Source organism: Pseudomonas sp. microsymbiont 2 (assembly GCF_054788395.1).
In genome coordinates, this window is record NZ_CM139112.1 from 3,257,015 (window position 1) to 3,278,255 (window position 21,241).

22 protein-coding genes and 2 pseudogenes are annotated in these 21,241 nt (G+C 59.8%); 8 read left to right on the forward strand and 16 right to left on the reverse strand.

The window, feature by feature from the left end; genetic code table 11:
• Nucleotides 1–152: 152 nt before the first annotated feature.
• The 3 genes from ACYUME_RS14460 to ACYUME_RS14470 form a co-directional block, all read right to left on the reverse strand.
• The gene (locus ACYUME_RS14460) at nt 153–2,555 is read right to left on the reverse strand and encodes a TonB-dependent siderophore receptor (protein WP_460415316.1); all 2,403 of its coding nucleotides are present in this window, start codon (nt 2,553–2,555) and stop codon (nt 153–155) included.
• Nucleotides 2,556–2,663: 108 nt separating this feature from the next.
• Nucleotides 2,664–3,611, reverse strand: a complete 948-nt coding sequence (locus ACYUME_RS14465) for a FecR family protein (protein WP_460415318.1) — start codon at nt 3,609–3,611, stop codon at nt 2,664–2,666.
• Nucleotides 3,608–4,114, reverse strand: a complete 507-nt coding sequence (locus ACYUME_RS14470) for a sigma-70 family RNA polymerase sigma factor (protein WP_279886106.1) — start codon at nt 4,112–4,114, stop codon at nt 3,608–3,610. The genes ACYUME_RS14465 and ACYUME_RS14470 overlap by 4 nt, the downstream gene beginning before the upstream one ends.
• A gap of 190 nt (nt 4,115–4,304) precedes the next feature.
• Here ACYUME_RS14470 and ACYUME_RS14475 point away from each other — a divergent pair, with 190 nt between their 5' ends.
• Nucleotides 4,305–5,252: a phytanoyl-CoA dioxygenase family protein gene (locus ACYUME_RS14475; RefSeq protein WP_460415320.1), complete on the forward strand. Its 948-nt coding sequence runs from the start codon at nt 4,305–4,307 to the stop codon at nt 5,250–5,252.
• A gap of 204 nt (nt 5,253–5,456) precedes the next feature.
• Here ACYUME_RS14475 and ACYUME_RS14480 read toward each other — a convergent pair whose 3' ends face one another.
• The 4 genes from ACYUME_RS14480 to ACYUME_RS14495 all read right to left on the reverse strand — a co-directional run bounded on the left by ACYUME_RS14480 (nt 5,457) and on the right by ACYUME_RS14495 (nt 8,449).
• Nucleotides 5,457–5,741, reverse strand: coding sequence for a hypothetical protein (locus ACYUME_RS14480; RefSeq protein WP_279886102.1), 285 nt, complete (start codon nt 5,739–5,741; stop codon nt 5,457–5,459).
• A 188-nt stretch (nt 5,742–5,929) separates the two neighbouring features.
• Complete coding sequence (locus ACYUME_RS14485) at nt 5,930–6,346, reverse strand: hypothetical protein (RefSeq protein WP_460415322.1); 417 nt, start codon at nt 6,344–6,346, stop codon at nt 5,930–5,932.
• 143 nt (nt 6,347–6,489) lie between these two features.
• Nucleotides 6,490–7,293: a class I SAM-dependent methyltransferase gene (locus ACYUME_RS14490; RefSeq protein WP_460415324.1), complete on the reverse strand. Its 804-nt coding sequence runs from the start codon at nt 7,291–7,293 to the stop codon at nt 6,490–6,492.
• A gap of 889 nt (nt 7,294–8,182) precedes the next feature.
• The gene (locus ACYUME_RS14495; RefSeq protein ID WP_460415326.1) at nt 8,183–8,449 is read right to left on the reverse strand and encodes a hypothetical protein; all 267 of its coding nucleotides are present in this window, start codon (nt 8,447–8,449) and stop codon (nt 8,183–8,185) included.
• 502 nt (nt 8,450–8,951) lie between these two features.
• Between ACYUME_RS14495 and ACYUME_RS14500 the strand changes: the two genes are divergently transcribed.
• Together ACYUME_RS14500 and ACYUME_RS14505 are read left to right on the forward strand one after the other, a co-directional pair.
• Nucleotides 8,952–9,236 (forward strand): hypothetical protein, encoded by a 285-nt coding sequence (locus ACYUME_RS14500; protein ID WP_460415328.1) that lies wholly within the window; start codon nt 8,952–8,954, stop codon nt 9,234–9,236.
• Between the two features lie 53 nt (nt 9,237–9,289).
• Nucleotides 9,290–9,727 carry a hypothetical protein gene (locus tag ACYUME_RS14505; protein WP_279886092.1) on the forward strand — a complete coding sequence of 146 codons (438 nt, stop codon included), beginning with the start codon at nt 9,290–9,292 and terminating at the stop codon, nt 9,725–9,727.
• A gap of 33 nt (nt 9,728–9,760) precedes the next feature.
• Here ACYUME_RS14505 and ACYUME_RS14510 read toward each other — a convergent pair whose 3' ends face one another.
• From ACYUME_RS14510 to ACYUME_RS14520, 3 genes are read right to left on the reverse strand one after another with little or no spacing between them, the layout of a single operon-like run.
• Nucleotides 9,761–10,189, reverse strand: a complete 429-nt coding sequence (locus ACYUME_RS14510; RefSeq protein ID WP_460415330.1) for an Ntn hydrolase family protein — start codon at nt 10,187–10,189, stop codon at nt 9,761–9,763.
• 46 nt (nt 10,190–10,235) lie between these two features.
• A complete protein-coding gene (locus ACYUME_RS14515) occupies nt 10,236–10,583 on the reverse strand; it encodes a hypothetical protein (RefSeq protein ID WP_460415332.1) in 348 nt (115 codons plus the stop codon).
• Nucleotides 10,580–10,906, reverse strand: a complete 327-nt coding sequence (locus ACYUME_RS14520) for an MFS transporter (RefSeq protein WP_460415334.1) — start codon at nt 10,904–10,906, stop codon at nt 10,580–10,582. The genes ACYUME_RS14515 and ACYUME_RS14520 overlap by 4 nt, the downstream gene beginning before the upstream one ends.
• Nucleotides 10,907–11,035: 129 nt before the next feature.
• Between ACYUME_RS14520 and ACYUME_RS14525 the strand changes: the two genes are divergently transcribed.
• Nucleotides 11,036–11,497, forward strand: a complete 462-nt coding sequence (locus ACYUME_RS14525) for a hypothetical protein (RefSeq protein ID WP_460415336.1) — start codon at nt 11,036–11,038, stop codon at nt 11,495–11,497.
• Between the two features lie 692 nt (nt 11,498–12,189).
• On the opposite strand, the gene ACYUME_RS14530 is transcribed toward ACYUME_RS14525, so the two are convergent.
• From ACYUME_RS14530 to ACYUME_RS14550, 5 genes are all read right to left on the reverse strand, one after another.
• Nucleotides 12,190–12,648: a GNAT family N-acetyltransferase gene (locus ACYUME_RS14530; protein WP_279880138.1), complete on the reverse strand. Its 459-nt coding sequence runs from the start codon at nt 12,646–12,648 to the stop codon at nt 12,190–12,192.
• Between the two features lie 69 nt (nt 12,649–12,717).
• Nucleotides 12,718–14,346, reverse strand: coding sequence for an IS66 family transposase (gene tnpC, locus ACYUME_RS14535; protein ID WP_460415337.1), 1,629 nt, complete (start codon nt 14,344–14,346; stop codon nt 12,718–12,720).
• Nucleotides 14,347–14,427: 81 nt separating this feature from the next.
• Entirely contained in the window at nt 14,428–14,763 is a 336-nt protein-coding gene (tnpB, locus tag ACYUME_RS14540; RefSeq protein ID WP_460415339.1) for an IS66 family insertion sequence element accessory protein TnpB, read from the reverse strand.
• Nucleotides 14,760–15,092, reverse strand: coding sequence for an IS66-like element accessory protein TnpA (gene tnpA / locus ACYUME_RS14545; protein ID WP_460415341.1), 333 nt, complete (start codon nt 15,090–15,092; stop codon nt 14,760–14,762). Before tnpA ends, tnpB begins: the two co-directional genes overlap by 4 nt.
• A gap of 152 nt (nt 15,093–15,244) precedes the next feature.
• Nucleotides 15,245–15,868: a hypothetical protein gene (locus ACYUME_RS14550; RefSeq protein ID WP_460415343.1), complete on the reverse strand. Its 624-nt coding sequence runs from the start codon at nt 15,866–15,868 to the stop codon at nt 15,245–15,247.
• 364 nt (nt 15,869–16,232) lie between these two features.
• Here ACYUME_RS14550 and ACYUME_RS14555 point away from each other — a divergent pair.
• The 4 genes and pseudogenes from ACYUME_RS14555 to ACYUME_RS14570 all read left to right on the forward strand — a co-directional run.
• Nucleotides 16,233–16,445, forward strand: a pseudogene (locus ACYUME_RS14555) (site-specific integrase); the annotation flags it as partial.
• A 72-nt stretch (nt 16,446–16,517) separates the two neighbouring features.
• Nucleotides 16,518–17,190 (forward strand): annotated as a pseudogene (locus ACYUME_RS14560) (site-specific integrase).
• 32 nt (nt 17,191–17,222) lie between these two features.
• On the forward strand, nt 17,223–18,809 hold the full coding sequence (locus ACYUME_RS14565; RefSeq protein WP_460415345.1) for an ABC-F family ATPase: 1,587 nt from the start codon (nt 17,223–17,225) through the stop codon (nt 18,807–18,809).
• A gap of 227 nt (nt 18,810–19,036) precedes the next feature.
• A complete protein-coding gene (locus tag ACYUME_RS14570; RefSeq protein ID WP_460415347.1) occupies nt 19,037–20,203 on the forward strand; it encodes an MFS transporter in 1,167 nt (388 codons plus the stop codon).
• On the opposite strand, the gene ACYUME_RS14575 is transcribed toward ACYUME_RS14570, so the two are convergent.
• Nucleotides 20,162–21,211, reverse strand: a complete 1,050-nt coding sequence (locus tag ACYUME_RS14575) for an alpha/beta hydrolase family protein (protein WP_279887833.1) — start codon at nt 21,209–21,211, stop codon at nt 20,162–20,164. The genes ACYUME_RS14570 and ACYUME_RS14575 overlap by 42 nt on opposite strands.
• Nucleotides 21,212–21,241 lie beyond the last annotated feature (30 nt).

Here is a 21,241-nt window from a genome sequence, read left to right on the forward strand (position 1 = left end):
GGTAACCCGGCTCCCGCAGCGCGGAGTTCACGCTGTACCTGTGGGAGCGGGTTTACCCGCGAAGGGCTGCAAGGCAGCCCCAATAGACGCCAGATCATCTCAAGTGAACATCATCACGCCGCCGCGCCAGGCATTCTGCCGCCAAGGCCGCGTCAGAAGTCGCCGCGCAACGAGAACATGTAGCTGCGCGGCATGCCATAGGTGGTGCCCCGCGTCCAGTAGCCGGTGGAGTCGAAGTACTTGCGGTCGAGCAGGTTCTCGATGTCCACGCCCACCGTCCAGTGCTCGTCGAGCTTGTAGGCGGCGCGTGCGTCGAAGATCGCTCGACCACTGTTGCTCACGCCGTTGTAGGTGTCGACATAGGCGCTCTGCGCCGAGACGCCACCGCCGATGCTCAGGCGGCGCCACTCACCGGGCAAGGTGTAGTTGGTGTTCAGGCGCAGCATGTGCTTCGGCGTTTGTGCGGAGATTGGCCCGCCGGCGGCCGATCGGGTGGTGTTGAAGGTATAGCCGGCCGCCACTTGCAGGCCCGGCAGCAGCTCGCCACTGGCCTCGGCCTCGAAGCCCTTGCTGCGGCTGATGCCGTCGCCATTGAGCCAGCAGCGGCCGGCCGGGTCCGACGGGCACTCGCCGGTATTGGCGACATCGCGCACGGCAACATCCTCCTGCTCGATGTAGAACACCGCGAAGGACAGGTTCAGACGCTTGTCGAACAGCTCACCCTTGATGCCAGTCTCGTAGTTCGACCCCACCGACGGGTCCAGCATGCGGCCGCCGACGGTACGGTAATTGGCCTGGGGCATGAAGATGTCGGCGTAGCTGGCGTACCACGTCCACTGATCGTTCAGGTCGTAGAGGGTGCCGACGAAAGGCGTGAACTCATGCTTCTGCTCGTTGACCGACAGCCGCGTGCCATCCCACACCTCGGTCTTGAACCAGCTCAGGCGTCCGCCGAGCACCAGGCTCAGGTCCGGGGTCAGGTGCAGACGGCTGCTGAGGTAAGTGCCGTAGCGAGTGTCGGTGGTGTCTTCCTTGGCATCCCAGCCATGGCGGTCAGGCTCTGGAAACAGATGATGATTGGGATCGAACACATCCAGCGGGATCGGATCGGCCAGCTTGGCCGTGGCGTCCTTGTCGTTCATCTTGCGCCGCGACCAGTTGGCGCCCAGCGTCACCTGGTGGCTCAGGCCGAAGACCTCGAACTCGCCGTCCAGGTGACCGTCGACGGCATTGGAGGTGACATCGAACTTGTGAAAGTTGGTGCCGCTGATCATCGGCCCCGTCGGGCTGCCATATTCCAGCGTATCCTCCGCGCCCCATTCGATGACCGTGCGGTTGAACGCGCTCTCGCTGTGGGACAGCGCCAGCTTGGCGCTCCAGTCGTCGTTGAAGCGGTGGCTGAGGTCGGCGAACACCTCGTCGGTGCGGGTCTGCAGCTTGGCCCAGTCCTGGCCGAGGAACGTCGAGCGTTTCAGGTGTGGGTTGCTGCCGTCGGGGTTGTTCGGCAGGCCCAGCACGCTGTAGCCGTCGATACGCGAGGTCTGACGGCGCAGGCCCAGGCCAACGGTGGTGGCATCGCTCAGGTCGGCTTCGACGATCCCGTACAGCAAAGGCCGCTTGGACTTGGTGACATCGATGAACGAACCACGGTCCTCATAGGAAGCCACCATGCGACCACGCAGCGTGCCCTCGGGGTTGAGCCGGCCACTGGCGTCCACGTCGAGTCGGTAGTAGTCCCAGGAACCGGCTCGCGTGGTGATCGAAAGACGCGGATCCACGGTCGGGCGCTTGCGCACCAGGTTCACCGCGCCGCCAGGGTTGCCCGCCCCCACCAGCAATCCGGAGGCGCCGCGCAACACTTCGACGCGGTCGAACATCCCCATGTCCGGGACCATCCAGCCGGTGTAGGCGTACGCCTGCCCGGGCACGCCATCGACCATGTAGCTTTCATCGGTCAGGTCGAATCCCCGCGAGCTGAAATGGTGGTTGCCATAGCCACGGTTGGCGCGGGTGATGCCTGGGGTCTGGGCCATCACCTGGTCCAGGGACACAAGGTTCTTGTCGTCCATCAGCTTGCGGGTGACCACGGTCACCGACTGAGGGGTGCGACGCAGCGACTGAGGGGTCTTGCCGATGGTCACGGCCCCGGTGGTGTAGGAACCACTACCCTCCGTGGTTTCCCCCAGCCCGGTGCTGTTGATGCTGGTCGCCCCCAGCTCCAGCGCGCCCTTGGCATCGACGGCCGGCGCCACGGTGACCGTCCGGCCCCCGGTCACGATCAGTTGCAGGCCGCTACCGGCCAGCGCCTGCTGCAAGGCTTGCAGGGCGCTCATCTGGCCTTGGATCGCCGGCGCTTGCTTGCCGGCGACCAGGGATGGGCTCAGCGACAGCACCAGCCCGCCCTGACGGGCGATGACGTTGAGTGTTTGCGCCAGGCTGGCAGCCGGCAGATCGAAGCGCTGCAGCTGTTGCTGGGCAGCGCCTTCGGCCCGAACGAAGGCCGTGGGCGCGGTGGCCAGGGCGATGGCGAGGGCGAGTGGCCAGGGTTTCAGCACGTGGATTCTCCTGAAGTTTTTGCTGTTGTCAGGAGAAAGGTGTGACGAGCAAGAAAAACCTGACACGAATGAGAAAAATTTCCACTCGCAAGTAGTACGCGCTCGCACTTATCGCGCGTCGATCAGTGTCAACCACGCCCCATAGCGTTCGACGCGAATGGGCATGGTCTCCGCCAACGCGGCCAGGGTGCGCTCGCTGTCATCCAGGGGGAACACGCCCTGCACACGCAGGTCACGCACCTTCGGGCTGACGCGGATGAAGCCATCACGATAGGGGCGCAAGGCCTCGATCACTGCCGCCAAGGGCTCGTCCAGCACGCTGAGCCGGCCATCGACCCAGTCGACCCGATAGCCCTGCCCTGCAGACAGCGGCTCGATGCGCCGGGCATGGAGCATGGCAGCCTGGCCCTCGGTCAGGTCCAGCTGCGTGCCACCGGGCAGCGAGGCGCGCACGGCGTGCTCAAGTACCACCACCCGGGTGGTGCTCTGCAACTGCTCGACCGAAAACCGCGTACCCAGGGCGCGCGCGTCGCCCTGGGCACTGCGTACGATGAACGGGCGCGCCGGGTCCGCGGCCACTTGCACCACGAGGGCGCCCCGATAGAGCCTCAGCAGCCGCCGCTCGCGATTGAAGTCGAGGTCGACCGCGCTGCCGGCGTTGAGCATCAACCGGCTGCCGTCGGCCAATGACACACTGCGCCGCTCACCCGTGCCCGTACGCAGATCGGCCATCATCGTCCGCCCGGTATCGCTGCGCGCGGCGAGCCAGAAACCGCCGCCGAACAGACCGAGCCCGGCCAGCCCACGGACCAGCTCACGGCGTCCGAGCTCCGGCTGCAACAGGGTATTGCGCAGCGCATCCGGTGCCCCGCGCACCACGTCGTAATGACGGCCCAGGCCGCGCTGCAGCTGCTCCCAGGCCGCGGCGTTGGCGGCATCGCGCACCAACCATTGCTGGAACAGAGCCTGTTGTCGGGCATCGTCGTGCCCCGAGCGCAGGCGCACCATCCAGGCGATGGCCTGCTCGGCGACCGGGTCCAGTGTTCCCCGGCTCATGGCGCCCCCGCGCTCAGGTAGCACTGGCGCAGGGCCTGGGTCATGTAGCGGGCGATCGTGCGTTCGGACAGATCCAGGCGCCGGCCGATCTCCACGTAGGTCAGGCCGTCGAGCTGACACATCAGAAAGGCCTTCTTCACCACCAGCGGCAGGCCGGACAGGCTGGCGTCGATGGCATGCAGGGCCTCCAGAAGCAGGTGCGTCTGCTCCGGCGAAGGCGCCAGTTCCTCGGGCAGCAGCATCAGCCGCTCGAGGTAAGCCTGCTCGAGGCGTCGACGGCGGTGACGGTCGAAGATCAAGCGACGGGCGATGGTGGAGAGATAAGCACGAGGCTGCTCGATGGTCGCCGGGTCGACCCGTGCGGCGAGCAGCTGGCAGAAGGTCTCGGCCGCAGTGTCTTCAGCGTCCGGACGGTTGCGCAGTTGCCGCTGCACATGCTGCAGCAGCCAGCGATGGTGGTCGCTGAAAAAGAAACCGAGCTTGCTGGTGTCGGATGCGGGCACGGAGAAACCTGACTCAAATGAGAATGGGTCGCATGTTATAGACAGAAAAGGACCTTTCGCAATGCTCGCTGTTCGATCTGGCGCAAGAGAACGACGCTGCGGTGCCCGCGCTCGTTTTGACTAGCCTGGGCAAATCCAACATGATGCGGTCGCATGATGGCACTTCAACCACCGCATAGGATACTGCTCGATGATTTTCGAAAGCCCAGTGAAGGGTAGAACGCCCTGGTTCATGGCGAATGTTGATCACGGACGGCGCCTCGAGACTTTGGAGCCGGACGTCAGGACTCATGTAAAAAATCTTCTGGAAGACGGCTTCACCGTTATCAGGAACTCATTCAGCCGCGAAGAATGCGCTGAGCTGATCGAGAAGTTCAAGGATTTCGCGCGCAAGAACAGCGATAAGTTCTCGAAGTATCTGGATGCTGACGGCCACTACCCACGTATTGCGAATCTGCATGCTGCCTTCACTGACCTGTTGAAACTCTTCGAGCAGAACACGATTGCCTACAAGGTGCAGCAGGCAATGTTCGATGCCACGCCCAGCCTCTACACCTCGTTGTTCTACGAGCGTGGCTCGGCACAGGATATTCATCGCGACACGCCATACTTTTCCACTAAACCGGAGATGTATTACCTGGGCGTCTGGGTTGCCCTGGAGGATGCCAACGAGCAAAACGGTGCACTCAATGTCATGCGCGGCGGACACAAGATCCCCGAGCCAGACCGCACAGCCATTGCCCTGGCCAACTACCCCAGCCTGGCCGAGGTTCCAAGCAGCTCGGCGGAGCTATGGAGCGACTTCCAGGCCGAAGTCCAACGCCTCTGCGCGCAGGCCGGCATCGAGAAGGAACAGGTCTGTGTCAACGCCGGGGACACCGTGATCTGGCACCCGCAATTGCCCCATGGCGGTGGCGCCATCCAGGACTTTAGCAAGACACGGTTCAGCTTCGTGATGCATACCACCCCGCTGGGAGTACCGGTCTACCATCACGACAAGTTCTTTAACCCGCAGGCCCCCGCAGAGCTGGACTCCGGTCGCCCCTACAAGCAGTTCGGCAACAGCCGTTATCTCCAGCACAACGATGTGGATTTCGCGCATGTCGAACTGTTCCCGATAGAGTCGTTCGCACGCTGAGCAACGCCGGGTAATAACAGCAGTCGGCACCGACGGTGTCGGCTGCGATGGGCGCGCGCAAGCGAGCCCAACTCACCGTCAACTGAGTGAAACCACCTTCCAGCGGTAATTAGGAATAGAGGCGAATCCGACAGGCGTCGGTCTTCTTGTTCTTTTACTTGACGTACAGGCGAAACGTGGGCCCGGCAGGGGCATGCCGGGTATTCACCTGACTTCGGTTGGAGGGGTCGAATTCATGTAATCCGTTCTGCAGGTGAGCCTGGCCAATGCCAGAAACTGGCGAAGCGCCTCATGCTTTTCTTCCTGAGTGGCACCGACCGGGTAAGCCTTGGCTTTTTCGGTGAACAGTACCTTGTAATCTTCCCTGAGCTGGCTCGGCTGTACCCCGACATCCTCGGCCAGCGGCTCATCGAACTGCCTCGACGCCATGATATCGATCGCATCCATTGCGACCAGCTCGCAGTGACGGATCTCCTCGGGTTTGAACATGGGCACGCCATTGACCTTGTACCAGGCTGAAGCAGTCTGACTCGCGAAAAGACAAAACAAGACCAGTGATGCCGACACAACTCTCAACATAATAGCCTTCCGCCATCATCAAGCGGCGAGCGTACCACCTGGCTGAGCGGCCATCCAGTGTGGACGCCAGAGGTCTTCGCTATCCCTGTGCTGCGCGCCTACTGGATTCTCGTCAGCCTGAGACTTCCATCCGATGGCAACAGGATGCGATAAGCCTCATGGGCGCCAGGCTTGAGTTCCGAGTTCTGGGACGTGGCAATGTTGGGGCACATCCCTGCCCCTGTCTCCAGACGGAAGAAATAAGACCCAGGTACCAGATGGATGCGAATACCTTCGCCAGACCTGATTGCAAACGCCTTGCGGTTGTTCACGTAAACCACATGACTGCATCCGGATCCGTAGAAACCCTCGTCGCGCAGGAACGTGACCATGGCCTCGTCTTTTGCAACGGGCTTCATCAGTGCCTGATCGTAGATGCGATCAGGCGGAATCTGCTTCGCATGATCTTCTGAAACAGGCGTTGTCGAACAACCCGCGAGCATCATCAATACCGCCGGCCCAATCAGTTTACGCATGCCACCCTCCTTGTTGAGGCGGGCAATCTAGCATAGCCAGGTGCTGGGCGGTGCTGGATGCAAAAACCCAGCACGCGGCTGGGCTTGGCGCAACGCCAGATCATGAGGCAGGCATGACGAAACTATACAGCCAAAGAAAAATTTCAGGCGACAGCCGCCTTCCTGATAACAAAAACCTCGAGATATTCACCATCCAACCCTAGCGAGCGATCTCGAGTCATGTAGGTTGTCGCAGAAAACCCAGACCAATTACTAATTAGCTCCTCAAAATCATCACCATAATCCCAAGTAACTAATGCACGCCCATCACCTACAGGATTGCCATGGTATTCGGGCTCCAGCATATGCTCGACACTCCCGGCAACCATCCTGGCTCTAGGACGGCTCAAGGTTATATGCTTATGCTTAGGCGCAGTAAAAACATGTGCCCCTCCGGGTCGCAAAACTCTCATGACCTCCTGCAATGCCAAGTCAGGATTAAATACATGCTCAAATACATCCTGCGTTATAAACAGATCAAATGAGCCATCCTCAAAAGTCAACGATTCGAGATTCTCGCAGCGAACCCCAGCCGCCAAACCACCCAAGCTGATGCCTTCTAAATACTGAGAAGATGAGTACCCCTGGCAATTCCTTGAGATAAATGAATTTGATGGCGAGGACTCATGAATGTTCATCCCATCCCATCCTGAAAAATAAGTATCCAATACGTATTGGATATGGCGCTGCCTTGGAATAGAAAAACAATTAGCGCAAAAATATTGGTCGCGCAACCAATCACCCTGAATTTCAAAACGGGTCTCCTGCCTGCAACAGTGGCAGTACCCCCGATTCTTCCCCGACTCTACAGCAGCGTGCAGCAAGCTAAGTTCTTGACTGGCCGAATGTAGCTCACTACGTAGGCGATCCCGCTCTGCCAATACGCCAGACAGGACGGGCATATGCATTGCGATCTTCTTTAAGACCTGTGAATACACCACGAAAACTCCTTTTTCATAGCCAGACCCGGTTCACTCGAACGAATGTCACAAATCAGCGCCCAACCCCACCAGGATTTTTCTCCCCTAGTAGGCATGCACAGGCACCCTCTTCCCGTACATCTACTTGCAAGGAGAGCAAAAAACTTAATCCAAGAGTGCCGGGAAACCTAAAGCCGAGCGCAATCCAACCTTAGCTTGTCTATAGCTCCTAGCCAGTATTTTTCACCACATCCTGCTGGCTTACACCGTAGAGACCGACGACCCCAAGGAATCTACGATCCAGTTCGCCCCATCGAACGCCGCAGCCAGGCGCCAGGGCGCGGACGAGATCGACGCTGACTTCGGCGCCGTTTCCTGCCGCCGCGCGCAGTGGGCCGACCAGCGCTGCATCCCGGCAGAAGCCTACAACGACGCCAGAGGGTGGTTCGACTGCAACCACTGCGCCACCAAGTGCGACAGCGATGCCACACGACAGGATGAAGAGACTGGGGACTATATCCCGCTGGATCTAGTATTCGATGGGCGCGTCGTCTACTACTCAGCGGAGTGCAAGGCAGGCCACGAGCGTCAGGTGGCGGCGCGGAACGCCAGGTTCGAAGAATTCAAGAAGCGGGTGGTCGCTGCTCAACCGGGCGTCACTTTCACCAAATTCACCGGCAGCTACCCGTACTGTGGCTACAGCGCGAGACTCACCTTCCCCGACGCCCAGTGCGGCGGCTCGGTCAGCGAAGCCGAAGATGGCCAGGGGCGGAAATGGTACGTGGCTCAGGGCGACAAAGCCGCATGGGACTACTTCCTCGCCGGAAACCTACCGCCTGACCAGCCGGCGCTACTCACCAGTGCCACATCTGTAGCGCTACTTGGCAGAAAGATCTTCCGCAGTAGCTTCTGCAGTGATCGTTGGGTCCGCCATCGCTTTCAGGCGCAGCCGAGAATCCCGGAATCGGCAGTAGAGCATGCTAACTATCAACACTATTCCCCAGAAAAGTGGCGTCCATGACAGCCACTCATCGATGTACCAGCGTCCATAGGTGGTACCAAAAAGGCTTGTCCCGATGATCACGAACTTGTACCAACGCGGGAGAGCGTCCCAAAACTGCTGTCCCTTTTCACGCTGCGTCACTTCCACTCTCCTTGTTTGGCAGGCAGCGGAGCATGCCGCCCGCCCAACGAATCACACACTGCGCTGGCCGCCAGCGCCTCATCGCTTGTCGTGAAGCTCAGCCGGCCAAGCGCTGAAGAACATGTACACACCTGGCCCACCTATCCAAGCCCAGTTGCTGCTTGGCCACACCATCGTCACAGATACCCAGGCGACGATCAGCGTGATCCCAGTGCGCCGGCGGCGACTCGGCGTAAGCCACTCCTGCAAAGCCTTATGCCTCTCCCGCAACCCCATTACCACTCTCCTTGTTGGGTAAGCGGCGAAGCATATCACCACGAATCACTTCACGGCGCTGTCCGCCAGCGCCTTCCCCTATTCAACGATAACGCCGACCCGGCGAGGTGCTCATGACAACAGCAATCTACCTGTTCGCCGGCCTCGGTGGATGGAGCAGCGGCGCGCGCGCCGCTGGCTTGAAGCGGTGAAGTGGCACGCAGCCAACCACAAAGACACCGCACACGTGTGCCAGGACCTGCGCCAGGCCAACTGGGCCAAGGTTCCGCGCACCGACATCGGCATCGTCTCCCCCTGCTGCCCAGGACACGCCGACGCTCGCGGCAAGAGCGGCAACCCTGAGCATGACGCGTCGCGCTCGACAGCCTGGGCCGTGCCATCTGCCGCTGGGGTGCTGAAACAGGATGTCTGGGTGGCCGAGAACGTACCCGAGTTCGATAGATGGGTGCTCTACCCCAGCTGGCTAACGGAAGGTGTGGCCTATCCATGGTTCACCTTGAGCTTGAAATGATGGCTTGATGCCGGTATTAAGTGCGTCCTTTCAAATGTAGGGATACTCATTCCATGTTCCGCGTTCAAAGCGTTTCTATCTTGGCGTTCGCGCTTGCCACAGTAACTCTGGCCGGATGTGTGGCGGCGCCTACATGGATCAACAGAGGGCCAACAGATCTGGTCACCGGCTCAGGCCTGATCTCTTGCTATACGGACGCAAACATCATTGATGGCGAAAGGATGGAAGGCACTATCTGCGCTACACCCGAGTCCGGCTTCTTCGGCGGCGGTGAGCCAGAGATCTACTTTGGCCCATGGAATAGAAAATTCATGAAAGAGCCTGCAAGCACAACGACTGCTGGTATTACTCGCGACTACCGAGGCAAGAAGGTGTTTCTGCAGTGCAACCCTGTACTTGCCACAGATGAAAAAACCGAGGTTGGGCGCGACTGCAAGGTAACGATCAATGGCCAGTTAATCGTCAGCGCGAACGTGATTTTCAAAAAGTAGGCTACCTACCTGCCGCACTCACCTGCGGCACACCTACCCTGCTACGCGAAACGTCACGACCTTGCCGCCGGTGTAGATGTCCCGCTTCATTGCGGCACGCACAGCTTCTTCGGCGTTTGCGCCCATATCCATTGCTGCCAGGGCATAGGCCGAGCCGCTGCCGATCGCGTCCGGGTTGGCCGGGTCGAGGTCCTGCCGCCATACGCCGGTCTTGTCGTCATGACCTACCATCTGCAGCCTGCCACCATCCACTACATAACCCGAGCACTCGACCGGGACAAGCGAAGGCGTGCCGAAGTAGGCCGCTATCAGGGCCTTCTCATCGCACACGGCGCCGGACAGGAAGAAGCTCACCCCATCCACTACCTGGCACTTCACCACGTTATCCGAAACGATGGCACCGCCGCGGGTCTGGCGGGAGTCGCAGGCGATCACGCCGTCCTTGTATGCGATGGTGGTCATGCGTTTCTCCGCGCCACGAAACGGCGCATCTCGAATTTGTGACGCGCTACGATTTGCGCCGCTCGATGCCAGCCGGCCCGTATCGGCAATCCTTCAGGCAGTGCTCGCAGTGCAGGGCGTGGCAGAGCCATACCTTCACTCGCTGCCACCAGATAACCATGAAGATGTGACGGGCTCCGGCCAGCGCGAGGAAGGCCAACAGGGTCGTCCCGGCTATCGAGGGCGCGAAGAAGATCCGATCGCTGCGAGCCAGCACCGCATACCCGCTCAGCGCGATAACGGCGTAGATGATCTTGCCGATAACCCCATCTCGCACTTTCCCGCTCAGCACGCACCAGGTCGCCCAGATGCCGATCATCCCAGACGATTCTGTATTGAGATACTCGAGGATCATCCCGCACCTCCCCCAAACCTGGACTTGATCAGAGACCAAAGGTCGGCGGCTTTGATTGCACGGTGAATGGCGGCAATGAGAGAGCCGCCGAAGGTGCCCAGGAGGAAGCCGACGCCGGCAACGCTCCGAGGTTCTACGATTCCGAAGTAGGCGCTGACCATACCGGTCAGGTAGTGCGCGCAGGCGGCGCCCGTGGACAGGAACAACAACCAGGCCTTTCGGTCGGTCAGGTCGTCACGGTGCCACCAACTGGCGACCACGGCCCCAATGAGGCCCGCGATAGCCCAGTCGAGTTTTTCGAGCAGGCGCTGAAATAGCTCCATGCTCGCAACTCCTTGGTTAAGCATGCACTGATTATTGGCTGATGAGACTCCGAAGCTCGCTCGCACGGGCCAGCACTCTAAGCTTGCGCTAATCTCATAAATCATGACCCCGCCGCACTGGATAGCTATATGCCCTTAGAAAACATCGCGCGCTTCAATGAAATGACGGGAAAAATCTTTGCTTGCCTTTACCTATCCTTCCCCGTGCCAACCAGTCTCTGGCCAAACGCAACTGGAGTCGAGGCCAAGTACGTTGACGGCATAACAGCTGACTGCCCACCGTCGCTAGACAATAGGAATGATTTCGATTTTTTTCACTCCACCGTCGGCTGGCTCATCACAACCGGATATTTGACAGCGGATCGCGATGATCAAAAAAATGTCTTGAGGGGTTATAACAACGCGGTGTTAACAGCTAAGGGGCTGGAGGTTCTGCAGGCCACCCCTGACTCGCTCAAACCTAGCGAATCACTGGGAGATAAATTGGCTAATGCATCTAAATCAGGAGCAAAAGAAATATTGCGTTCTACCACAGAAATCGCACTAGGGATTGGCGTCAAATTACTTACGCAGAGGCTGGGGCTTCCTTAGTTCGGAAGTAGAGGAGCAATCCTAATGATAGAGACTGTTTAGGACAACGAATTGATCTGTTGGCAATCAGCAGGGCAAGGCTGGTGGCCTCGTAGAAGTGGCCAGCCTTCTTCTTGATGAGCAATAGACAGCAAGACTGGTCGACCGCTACGTCGCTGGCCAGGGCCATGGCGAACACCAAGAAGCCCAATGCAGTCGATGGCTAAGCGTCTGCCCAACACATCTTGCTCAATGTTCAGCGTTTTTCTGGGAGTAGGAAATCTACCTCGTAGATACCCCGTGCTGCCCGGATGGTCACAGGTGTGTGACTGGCCTTACGTCACTCAACTCCCATGCGAGCCAGACATCCTCAAAATAGCTTGCTCTCCCTGTTTAACCTCGCCATGGCAGATTTGATTGTTAAAAAAGCTGATCGTCCTGCGCTTCGAGCGTCTCTTGGCAGCAGAAAAGCAGCTGGACGCAATGACCCATTACCCATGAAGCTCTAGGCTCAGGTTGCGATTATGCAGATTGCGCCTTTATCGGGCGGTAAGCGTACGGCCAATGCATCTTGTGGGACAGTTCGACGTAGGAATTTAGGGGGGCATGCTTTCCACGCTGTCGCTTCGCTGCTCCTGCCGTTTTTTGACGAAAGGTGGTCGGACAAAAAACAGAGATTGCAGAGCTGAGTGGGCAAAGGAGATGTGTGTTTCCTAGCCCAAAATCTTCCCAAATAACTGGTTCTCGTGAGTCTCGTTTTGAAAAGTATACGAGGGCGATCCTAGGTGTTTATAACCTTGCCGTGGATAGAACGTGAGCGCACGACAGTTTCCAATCCAGACGGTGGCCCAGAGTAGAGATGCGCCGCCAAGGTAGGCATATTTCTCAGCCTCTTCGAGCAATCTGTATCCAACTCCTCTTCCTGTGAATTTTTCTTGTACATAAAGACGTTGCAACTCGGACGGATTCGGATGAGAAATCAGATCATGACCAGTATTCATCGCCACCTGCGCGAACCCGACTAGGTGGTCGTCAACCTCCGCGACAATAATAAAAGTGTCCGGCTTAGCAATTATCTTTGACATGTTATCTGGTGAGAACGAGTCCAAGACTTCTTGTGCGATAGAACCCCGAATCCCCTCTGTAGCATAGGTGTCGAGAAACACCTGCATACCAAGTACCGCGATACACAGAGCGTCTTGATCCGTCGCATTGCGAATAGCTATCTTTTGTTCAGGCAATCAGGTGCCCTCCGTATTGGAGCGTCCGGTACTCGCGAGTGAATGAGCGTCTCGGTTTGGACAAATCGACTGCCAGTTATGAGGCAATAGTTCAGTAACTTGACTCGCCCGCTGCGTCGGCAACCGCGTTAGCACATCTTTGAGATAAGCATACGGATCATGCCCATTCATGCGCGCCGACTGGATCAAACTCATGATCGCAGCGGCGCGTTTGCCGCTGCGTAGCGACCCTGCAAAGAGCCAGTTCTTGCGCCCCAGCGCCCAGGGTCGTATCTGGTTCTCGCACCAACTATTATCAATGGGTACAGCCCCGTCATCGAGGTAGCGCGACAGCGCCGTCCAGCGTTTCAGGCTGTAATTCAGCGCTTTGCCGATGGCCGAACCGGTGTGCACGATATCGCGCTGGGCGACCATCCAAGCGTGCAACGCGTCCATCACCGGTACCGCCTTTTCTTGCCGTATTCGGCGGCGCGTGTCCGGCTCCAGATCCTTGACTTCACCCTCGATTTCGTACAACACCTGCATGTAACGCAAGGCCTGCTCAGCCAGCGTGCTTTTGTGGGTCGCATGCAGTTCAAAGAACTTGCGCCGGGCATGGGCCATGCAGCCGATTTCAGTCACGTCCAGTTCAAAGCTGGCCTTGTAACCACCGAAATCATCGCAGACCAGCTTGCCCTTCCAATCTTGCAGGAAGTTACACGCATGCTCGCCGGCACGGCTGAGGCTGAAGTCATAAACCACCGCCGAGGTTTCGCAAAACGGGCTGGTGGCGTAAGCCCAGACGTAAGAGCGATGGGTTTTCTTGGTGCCCGGCATGAGCATCTGCACCGGCGTTTCATCCACATGAACGACCGGTTGCTCAAGCATTACCTCACGCAGCGCATCGACCAGCGGCTTTAACTGCACACCACAAGCGCCCACCCATTGAGCGAGCGTCGAGCGTGGGATAGCCAGGCCGACGCGGCCAAACATGGCTTCCTGACGGTACAGCGGTAGATGGTCGGCGAACTTCGCAATCATGATATGGGCCAACAAACCAGCAGTCGGGATGCCCTTGTCGATCACCTGCGCCGGCACCGGGGCCTGGGTCAGCGTTTCGCAATTGTCGCAGACCCATTTGCCACGGATGTGGCGCTCCACGGTGAATACGCCTGGTGTGTAATCAAGCTTCTCGCTGACATCTTCACCGATACGTTTGAGTGCACAGCCACAAGTGCAATCGGTGTTGTCCGGTTCATGATGAATCAGCGTGCGGGGAAACTCGGGCGGTAAGGCACGACGTTTAGACTTCTGCTTTTCTTGGCCGGGTGCCGGCGTGACCCGCAGCGACTCCAGTTCCGCTTCGATGGCGGCGATATCGGTATCGATAAGGTCATCGAGCAAGCTGGCCTGCTCAGGGCTCATTTGCTCGCTACGCTTGGCGAACTTGAAGCGCTTGAGCTGGGCGATCTCGTGGCTGAGTTTTTCGATCAGCGTTTTGTCGTGATGGATCTTCTTGTCCATGACCTGAACGGTCTTGCCCATCGTCTCGACTTGCTCGTCGAGCGCCGAGACACGTTGTAACAACTGCGCCGCCAGAACGCGCAGTTGTTCGGGGTTCAGTTGGTCGAGGTCGGGGATCGAAGTCATGCCGCCGATCTTGCCAGATCAGCGTAAACAGGACGACAGACTGATCGGACAATTGCACTGCCGGATGGGGCATGACTTGGCTTAGAGGATGGAAATGGCGTTTCCAGGGCCAACTCTTTGCCAAGGCAGCCCCAGTATCAAGGCATGCAGTTGTTCGGCGCTCAGCTCCATCTGCGAACCGTGCCGAACACTTGGCCAGGCGAACTTACCTTGATGGAGCCGGCGTGCCGCCAGCCAAATACCGAGCCCGTCATGTACCAGGACTTTCATGCGAGTGGCGCGGCGGTTGGCAAACAGGTAAGCGCAGTGCGGCTGCGCCGCACCGAACACCAAAATCACGCGGGCCATGGCGGTGTCAGTGCCAGCGCGCATGTCCATCGGCTCGGTAGCGAGCCAGATGGTGTCGATGCGAATCACCGCAACAGTTCTCGAAGAAAACTCGCGCAGACGGCGGCGCTGTCCACTGGCCAAGTCATCTTGACGGGTGTGCGCGGGTGTTGGATTTCAAGGCAAATACTGGAGGGCTGGGTATGCGATCCGACGCCGAGCATCTGAGGGTGCAGCGGGATGAACGCAGGCTGAAGCGCCACGGTTTTCTGATTGTGCAACCGAATCCATTTGTGGACGAGGTTGGCATTGAGGCTGTAGCCCAAGGCTATGTTGGCGATGGAGGCGCCAGGCTGAGAACACTCCTGAATGACTTGGGCTTTAAAAGATTTGCTGTAGGTACGGCGCTGAGGGTGCATGGGAAATCCGCTTGATGGGCCAGAAATGGTGTCCACTTAAATTAGGTGGACACCATCGGCTTCCGCGGTTGCGGCAGGAAGATGTGTTGGCCGGACGGATACGTCGATGGTTTCATACAGGTATAAGAAACCCTGCCTAAGCAGGGTTCTACTCAGCCTTCTTGGCGCAACAGTTCGGATCGTCTTTTAAACTCAGATTTCGTTGAGTGCCAGTACGAACAGAGGTCATCAAAGTTGTCATCTGCGTTCATGGCTCGCGGCATGCTGGCTAGGCCGTATCGCGCCCTCATATTCTTTGAAAGCAGAAAGGCCTCATATCCGAAGTATCCCACCATTTTCGCTTGGTGCCCTTCAACCTTGGTTGGATCTAGCTCGTCTTCATGGATGGCTGCAAGGTACTGATGAGCAACCTCTTTCTCTGTGGAGAGCCAGGATATGCGGCACGCATCCTCTGCAGCGAGACGCTTAAGACACTCCTGCGGAAATGGAAACTCTGGATAACTACAGGCCGGCCACATCTGGTAGTCAGCTTCAGGAGTAAGACCTGCTGACTCCTCGTAGTAACGCCTTACATTCTTCCGAGACTCCAGCACGTATAGATCAAGCAATGCGAGAGCCTCAATCGCGGCGTACTTGGCCTCGCGACGGCGATCAGAGCGCTTGTTCCAGGAATCCTTTAGCCAAGCCACAATTCCTGCCACGACACCACTTCCGAGGACAATTTTCCCAATATCAAGCCAGGAAATAGCGACCGAAGCGGTTTGTACTGGTTCCATAGAATTCCTATGTAAAAAGCCCAGCTATTTGCCGGGCTTTGTGGGTCACTCCTCAACACGCGCAGGAATGACAGGATGGGAGTAATGCTGATCATTTGATCATTAAATTGCAAGCCTCTTCTGCGATGTATCCATGAACCCCATGATTTGCAAACTCACCATGCGCTTCGCTCCTGGCTAAGCGCACGGCTTTCTCTGCTTCCTCCTTGGTCTTGAACCGCTTCATGAAAACAGGCTTGCGATTTACCGCCACCTGCGCAGTCCAGCTCCCTCCTGAGAAACTCACCCCTTTGACTCCCGACTTGTTGCTAGTAGGCGTCTTGCCGCCACCAGCACGGAGGGCGGCGCACGCTTGGAGAAAACCATGAACGACGAACAACGCCACCAAGAGTGGATCGCTCAGCGCAAGGCAGAAGAAGCCAAGCGCCGCGAGCGGGCCGCAAATCTGTACTGGATGCCATACCTGGGCCTACGCCGGATCGACATGATCACACCGACGATGCTGCGGGGTGTCATCTCGCAAATCCAGTGGACTTCTGCCGGCGTGAAGCGTAATGCGATCATCAAGCTGGCCAGCATTTTCAAGACCGCCGTGCTTGACGGCCTGATCACCAAGAACCCAACGGCCTCGCTCGACAAACCAACAGCAGTGAAGAAGGTCGTTGACCCTTACACCCGCGCTGAGGCAGAGACGATCATCGAGCATCTCTACGCTACGAGCCGGAAGTACGCGCAGATCTATGCTGCCTTTTTCGAGTTCAGCTTCTTCACCGGCCTGCGCCCTGGTGAGGCTATGGGCCTGCAATGGCAGGACATCAACCCAGAGGAACGCACCGCAACGATCCAGCGGATCATCGTTGACCGCCAGCCTGCAGACCGGACGAAGACAAAGTATCACCGGGTAGTGCTGCTGAATGATCGAGCGCTCAACGCCATAAGGCAGGCGCAGCGCCTGGCCGACTTGAGGCGGATGGCTTCAAAGTCGGCCTACCCCACAAGTCCATTTGTGTTCCAACCGAGCAAAGGTGGGCTGTGGATCAACGAACCAAGTGTTACAATCCGCCACTTCAAATCAGCGCTCAAGGCGCTGAACATCCGTGAACGCCGGCAGTACGACACCCGCCACACCTACGCAACCATGTGCCTGATGGCTGGGATGAACCGAAGCGTTCATCGCGAACCAGCTCGGCCACAGCGTCGAGATGTTGCTCTCTACCTACGCGAAATGGATCAGCTCCTCCTCGGACTGGAGGGAGCTGGAGAAGCTGCCGCCCCGAGTCGAATTGGCCCAAAATTGGCCCAAAACTGACGAGAGGGCCTAAATACACCTCTGGAACCCCCGCAGGACAAGCACTTGATTTCTACCGCTAACATCACCATGCAGTTCGGCTCCAAGCCACTGTTCGAGAACGTCTCGGTCAAATTCAACAACGGCAATCGCTACGGCCTGATCGGCGCCAACGGTTGCGGCAAGTCGACCTTCATGAAGATCCTCGGCAGCGACCTGGAACCGTCCGGCGGCCAGGTGATGCTCGAACCGAACACCCGCCTGGGCAAGCTGCGCCAGGATCAGTTCGCCTATGAAGAGTTCACCGTGATCGACACGGTGATCATGGGCCACGAACAGCTGTGGAAGGTCAAGGCCGAACGCGACCGCATCTACTCGCTGGCGGAGATGACCGAGGAAGACGGCATGGCCGTCGCCGAACTGGAAACCGAGTTCGCCGAAATGGACGGCTATACCGCCGAATCCCGTGCCGGTGAGCTGCTGCTCGGCCTGGGCATCCCCCTTGAACAGCACTTCGGACCGATGAGCGAAGTCGCCCCAGGCTGGAAACTGCGGGTGCTGCTGGCCCAGGCGCTGTTCTCCGATCCGGATGTGCTGCTGCTCGACGAACCGACCAACCACCTGGACATCAACACCATCCGCTGGCTGGAAAGCATCCTCACCGCGCGCAACAGCACCATGGTGATCATTTCCCACGACCGCCACTTCCTCAACAGCGTCTGCACCCACATGGCCGACCTGGACTACGGCGAGCTGCGCGTGTTCCCGGGCAACTACGACGAGTACATGACCGCGGCCACTCAGGCCCGCGAGCAGCTGCTGTCGGACAACGCCAAGAAGAAAGCGCAGATCGCCGAACTGCAGACCTTCGTCAGCCGCTTCTCGGCCAACGCCTCGAAAGCCAAGCAGGCCACCTCGCGGGCCAAGCAGATCGACAAGATCCAGCTGGCCGAGGTCAAGCCGTCGAGCCGGGTCAGCCCGTTCATCCGCTTCGAGCAGACCAAGAAGCTGCACCGCCAGGCCGTCACCGTCGAGAAGATGGCCAAGGCCTTCGACGACAAGGTGCTGTTCAAGGACTTCAGCTTCACCATCGAAGCCGGCGAGCGCGTGGCCATCATCGGCCCCAACGGCATCGGCAAGACCACCCTGCTGCGCACCCTGGTCGGCGAAATGACCCCGGACAAGGGCGAAGTGAAGTGGACCGACAGCGCCGAGGTGGGCTACTACGCCCAGGACCACGCCCACGACTTCGAAGACGACATGACCCTGTTCGACTGGATGGGCCAGTGGACCAGCGGCGAGCAGGTGATCCGCGGCACCCTGGGGCGCATGCTGTTCTCCAACGACGAGATCCTCAAGTCGGTGAAGGTGATTTCCGGTGGCGAGCAGGGCCGCATGCTGTTCGGCAAGCTGATCCTGCAAAAGCCCAACGTGCTGGTGATGGACGAACCGACCAACCACCTGGACATGGAATCGATCGAGGCGTTGAACCTGGCGCTGGAGAACTACCCGGGCACCCTGCTGTTCGTCAGCCACGACCGTGAGTTCGTGTCCTCGCTGGCCACTCGCATCATCGAGCTGACGGCCGATGGCGTGGTGGACTTCAGCGGCACTTACGACGACTACCTGCGCAGCCAGGGCGTGCTGGTCTGATGTAACCAAGCTTGCCTGGTGGCCTTGTGGCGACCGGGCGGCCCTTTCGCGGGTAAACCCGCTCCCACAGCTGCCGAGCACGGCGCAGCCCCTGTGGGAGCGGGTTGACCCGCGAATGCCTCCGGTAAATCTTCGACCAAGCCGACCAATTAGTTAGCCTGCTTTCTTTTCCCCCGCACAACGGCCATGATGCTGTCTCGCCCAACCGCCTGCCCGCGAACGAGCCCATGACCGCGCCCCACGCCTCCAGCATCACCCTGCAGATTCTCGCGATCGTCCTGTACACCTTCATCGCCTTCCTCTGCATCGGCCTGCCGATCGCGGTGCTGCCTGGCCATGTGCATGACCAGCTGGGCTTCGGCGCGGTGATCGCCGGCCTGACCATCGGCCTGCAATACCTCGCCACGCTGCTCAGCCGCCCCTTCGCCGGGCGGGTGGCGGATACCCTGGGCGGCAAGCGGGCGATCCGCTACGGGTTGTATGGCATCGCCGGCTGCGGCGTGCTGACCCTGCTTTCGGCCTGGACCCTCGCCCTGCCCTGGCTGAGCCTGGCGCTGCTGCTGGGCGGGCGCCTGCTGCTGGGCATCGCCCAGGGGCTGATCGGGGTCGCCACCTTGAGCTGGGGGATTGGCCAAGTGGGCCCGGAACATACCGCGCGGGTGATCTCGTGGAACGGTATCGCCTCGTACGGGGCCATCGCCATCGGCGCGCCTGCGGGGGTGCTGTTGGCAGGTGGCTTGGGCTTCTGGGTGCTGGGGGCGACGCTGCTGGTCCTGGCGGCGCTGGCCCTGTGGGTGCTGCGCACCCGACCGGATGCGCAACCGCTGCGCGGTGAGCGCCTGCCGTTCTGGTCGGCCTTTGGCCGGGTGGCGCCGTGCGGTGTCGGGCTGACCCTGGCGTCGATCGGCTACGGCACGCTGACCACCTTCGTCACGCTCTATTACCTGGAACGTGGATGGGCCGGCGCGGCCTGGTGCCTGAGCGCCTTCGGCGTGTGCTTCATCCTGTCCCGGTTGCTGTTCGTCAATGCGGTCAATCGATTTGGTGGCTACAACGTCGCCATCGCCTGCATGGCCACCGAGATGCTCGGTTTGACCCTGTTGTGGCTGGCACCTTCCCCACTCTGGGCGATGGTCGGGGCCGGGCTGACCGGTTTCGGCCTGTCGCTGGTGTATCCGGCGCTGGGGGTGGAGGCGATCCGCCAGGTCCCCAGCAGCAGCCGAGGTGCCGGGCTGGGTGCGTATGCGGTGTTCTTCGACCTGGCACTGGCCATCGCCGGTCCGTTGATGGGGGCCGTGGCCGTGCATCTGGGCTATGCCGCGATTTTCTGCGTGGCCGCGCTACTTGCGTTGTCAGGGGTTGGCCTGACGCTGTTGCTGGCCCGTCGCGGCTGAACGCTCGGCCGGCGCCGGCGCGCCGAGCGCCTGGCTGAAGAATGCGCCGGTTTCGCTGCGCAGCGAACGGTGGATATGGCGGCGATCGACACCGTCGGCATCCTTGCACAGCACGGGCATGCGCTGGTGCTGCTCAGCATCGCACGGCGCCATGAACACGAAGTGCCCGGCGCCCGCCAGCAGGCGATAGTCCGGGGTCACCGGCAGTTTGCGCGCCAGCGCATCGGCGTTGTGCTCCAGCGCCAGCAAGCGATCGTCGTCACCACTGTAGATCAGTGCCGGCACCTGCACGCCCGCCAGGGCATGGCGCCCGAACATCAGGCTCAGGGGAGCCATCAGCATCACCGCCCCGACGCGCGAATCGGCCTTTGCCGTCAGTTCGCTGTGGTCGGCGATCAGCACGCCGTGGGTCTTGCAGGCGTCGGCATCCATGGGGCGCTCCTGGCAGTAGCGGCGCAGGCGCTCCAGGTCAGGCTGGGCACCGGACAGGATCAGCGCGGTCTCGCCCCCGGCGGAATAGCCGATCACGCCGACCTTGCCATCGTTCAGGTACGGCGCCAGGAACCCATCGTCGCGCGCGGCGGAGATGGCGGCACTGACCTGCAACGGGCGGCCATAGAGGTTGCTGAGCGTGCCCAGGCGGCTATGGTCACGGTTGTTGTCGCCGGGGTGGATCACCGCCACCACGACGAAACCCTGGCGCGCCAGGCCATTGGCCAGGTCGTGCAGCGCCATGGGGCTGCCGGTGTTGCCGTGGGAAATCACCAGCAGCGGGAACTGTCCCATGGCCACCGGGGCCTCCTCGGCCACTCGGGTCTGATAGCCCTCGATGCGCACGGTGCGCGCCTCGCCGCTGGAGGGGTAGAACACCAGCGCCTGCATCGGACGGGCATCCACCGGGTCGGACAGGTTCATGCGGTGCAACCCGGCCACCCAAGGCGCCGCGGCAACGTGGGTAATGACGCTGGCAAGCAGCATGAGCATCAGCAAGCGACAGGTTCGGGACATGCACAGGCGCTCCCGCCGGGGCGGACGTAT

Coding starts and splice junctions, on each gene's coding strand:
- ACYUME_RS14515 (WP_460415332.1), bottom strand. CDS start 10,583: ATGATCCTCGAGTATCTCAATACAGAATCGTCTGGGATGATCGGCATC.
- ACYUME_RS14465 (WP_460415318.1), bottom strand. CDS start 3,611: ATGAGCCGGGGAACACTGGACCCGGTCGCCGAGCAGGCCATCGCCTGG.
- ACYUME_RS14550 (WP_460415343.1), bottom strand. CDS start 15,868: ATGGAACCAGTACAAACCGCTTCGGTCGCTATTTCCTGGCTTGATATT.
- ACYUME_RS14530 (WP_279880138.1), bottom strand. CDS start 12,648: ATGCAGGTGTTTCTCGACACCTATGCTACAGAGGGGATTCGGGGTTCT.
- tnpC (WP_460415337.1), bottom strand. CDS start 14,346: ATGACTTCGATCCCCGACCTCGACCAACTGAACCCCGAACAACTGCGC.
- ACYUME_RS14525 (WP_460415336.1), top strand. CDS start 11,036: ATGCCCTTAGAAAACATCGCGCGCTTCAATGAAATGACGGGAAAAATC.
- ACYUME_RS14570 (WP_460415347.1), top strand. CDS start 19,037: ATGACCGCGCCCCACGCCTCCAGCATCACCCTGCAGATTCTCGCGATC.
- ACYUME_RS14520 (WP_460415334.1), bottom strand. CDS start 10,906: ATGGAGCTATTTCAGCGCCTGCTCGAAAAACTCGACTGGGCTATCGCG.
- ACYUME_RS14475 (WP_460415320.1), top strand. CDS start 4,305: ATGATTTTCGAAAGCCCAGTGAAGGGTAGAACGCCCTGGTTCATGGCG.
- ACYUME_RS14490 (WP_460415324.1), bottom strand. CDS start 7,293: ATGCATATGCCCGTCCTGTCTGGCGTATTGGCAGAGCGGGATCGCCTA.
- tnpA (WP_460415341.1), bottom strand. CDS start 15,092: ATGCACCCTCAGCGCCGTACCTACAGCAAATCTTTTAAAGCCCAAGTC.
- ACYUME_RS14505 (WP_279886092.1), top strand. CDS start 9,290: ATGTTCCGCGTTCAAAGCGTTTCTATCTTGGCGTTCGCGCTTGCCACA.
- ACYUME_RS14480 (WP_279886102.1), bottom strand. CDS start 5,741: ATGTTCAAACCCGAGGAGATCCGTCACTGCGAGCTGGTCGCAATGGAT.
- ACYUME_RS14575 (WP_279887833.1), bottom strand. CDS start 21,211: ATGTCCCGAACCTGTCGCTTGCTGATGCTCATGCTGCTTGCCAGCGTC.
- ACYUME_RS14510 (WP_460415330.1), bottom strand. CDS start 10,189: ATGACCACCATCGCATACAAGGACGGCGTGATCGCCTGCGACTCCCGC.
- ACYUME_RS14485 (WP_460415322.1), bottom strand. CDS start 6,346: ATGCGTAAACTGATTGGGCCGGCGGTATTGATGATGCTCGCGGGTTGT.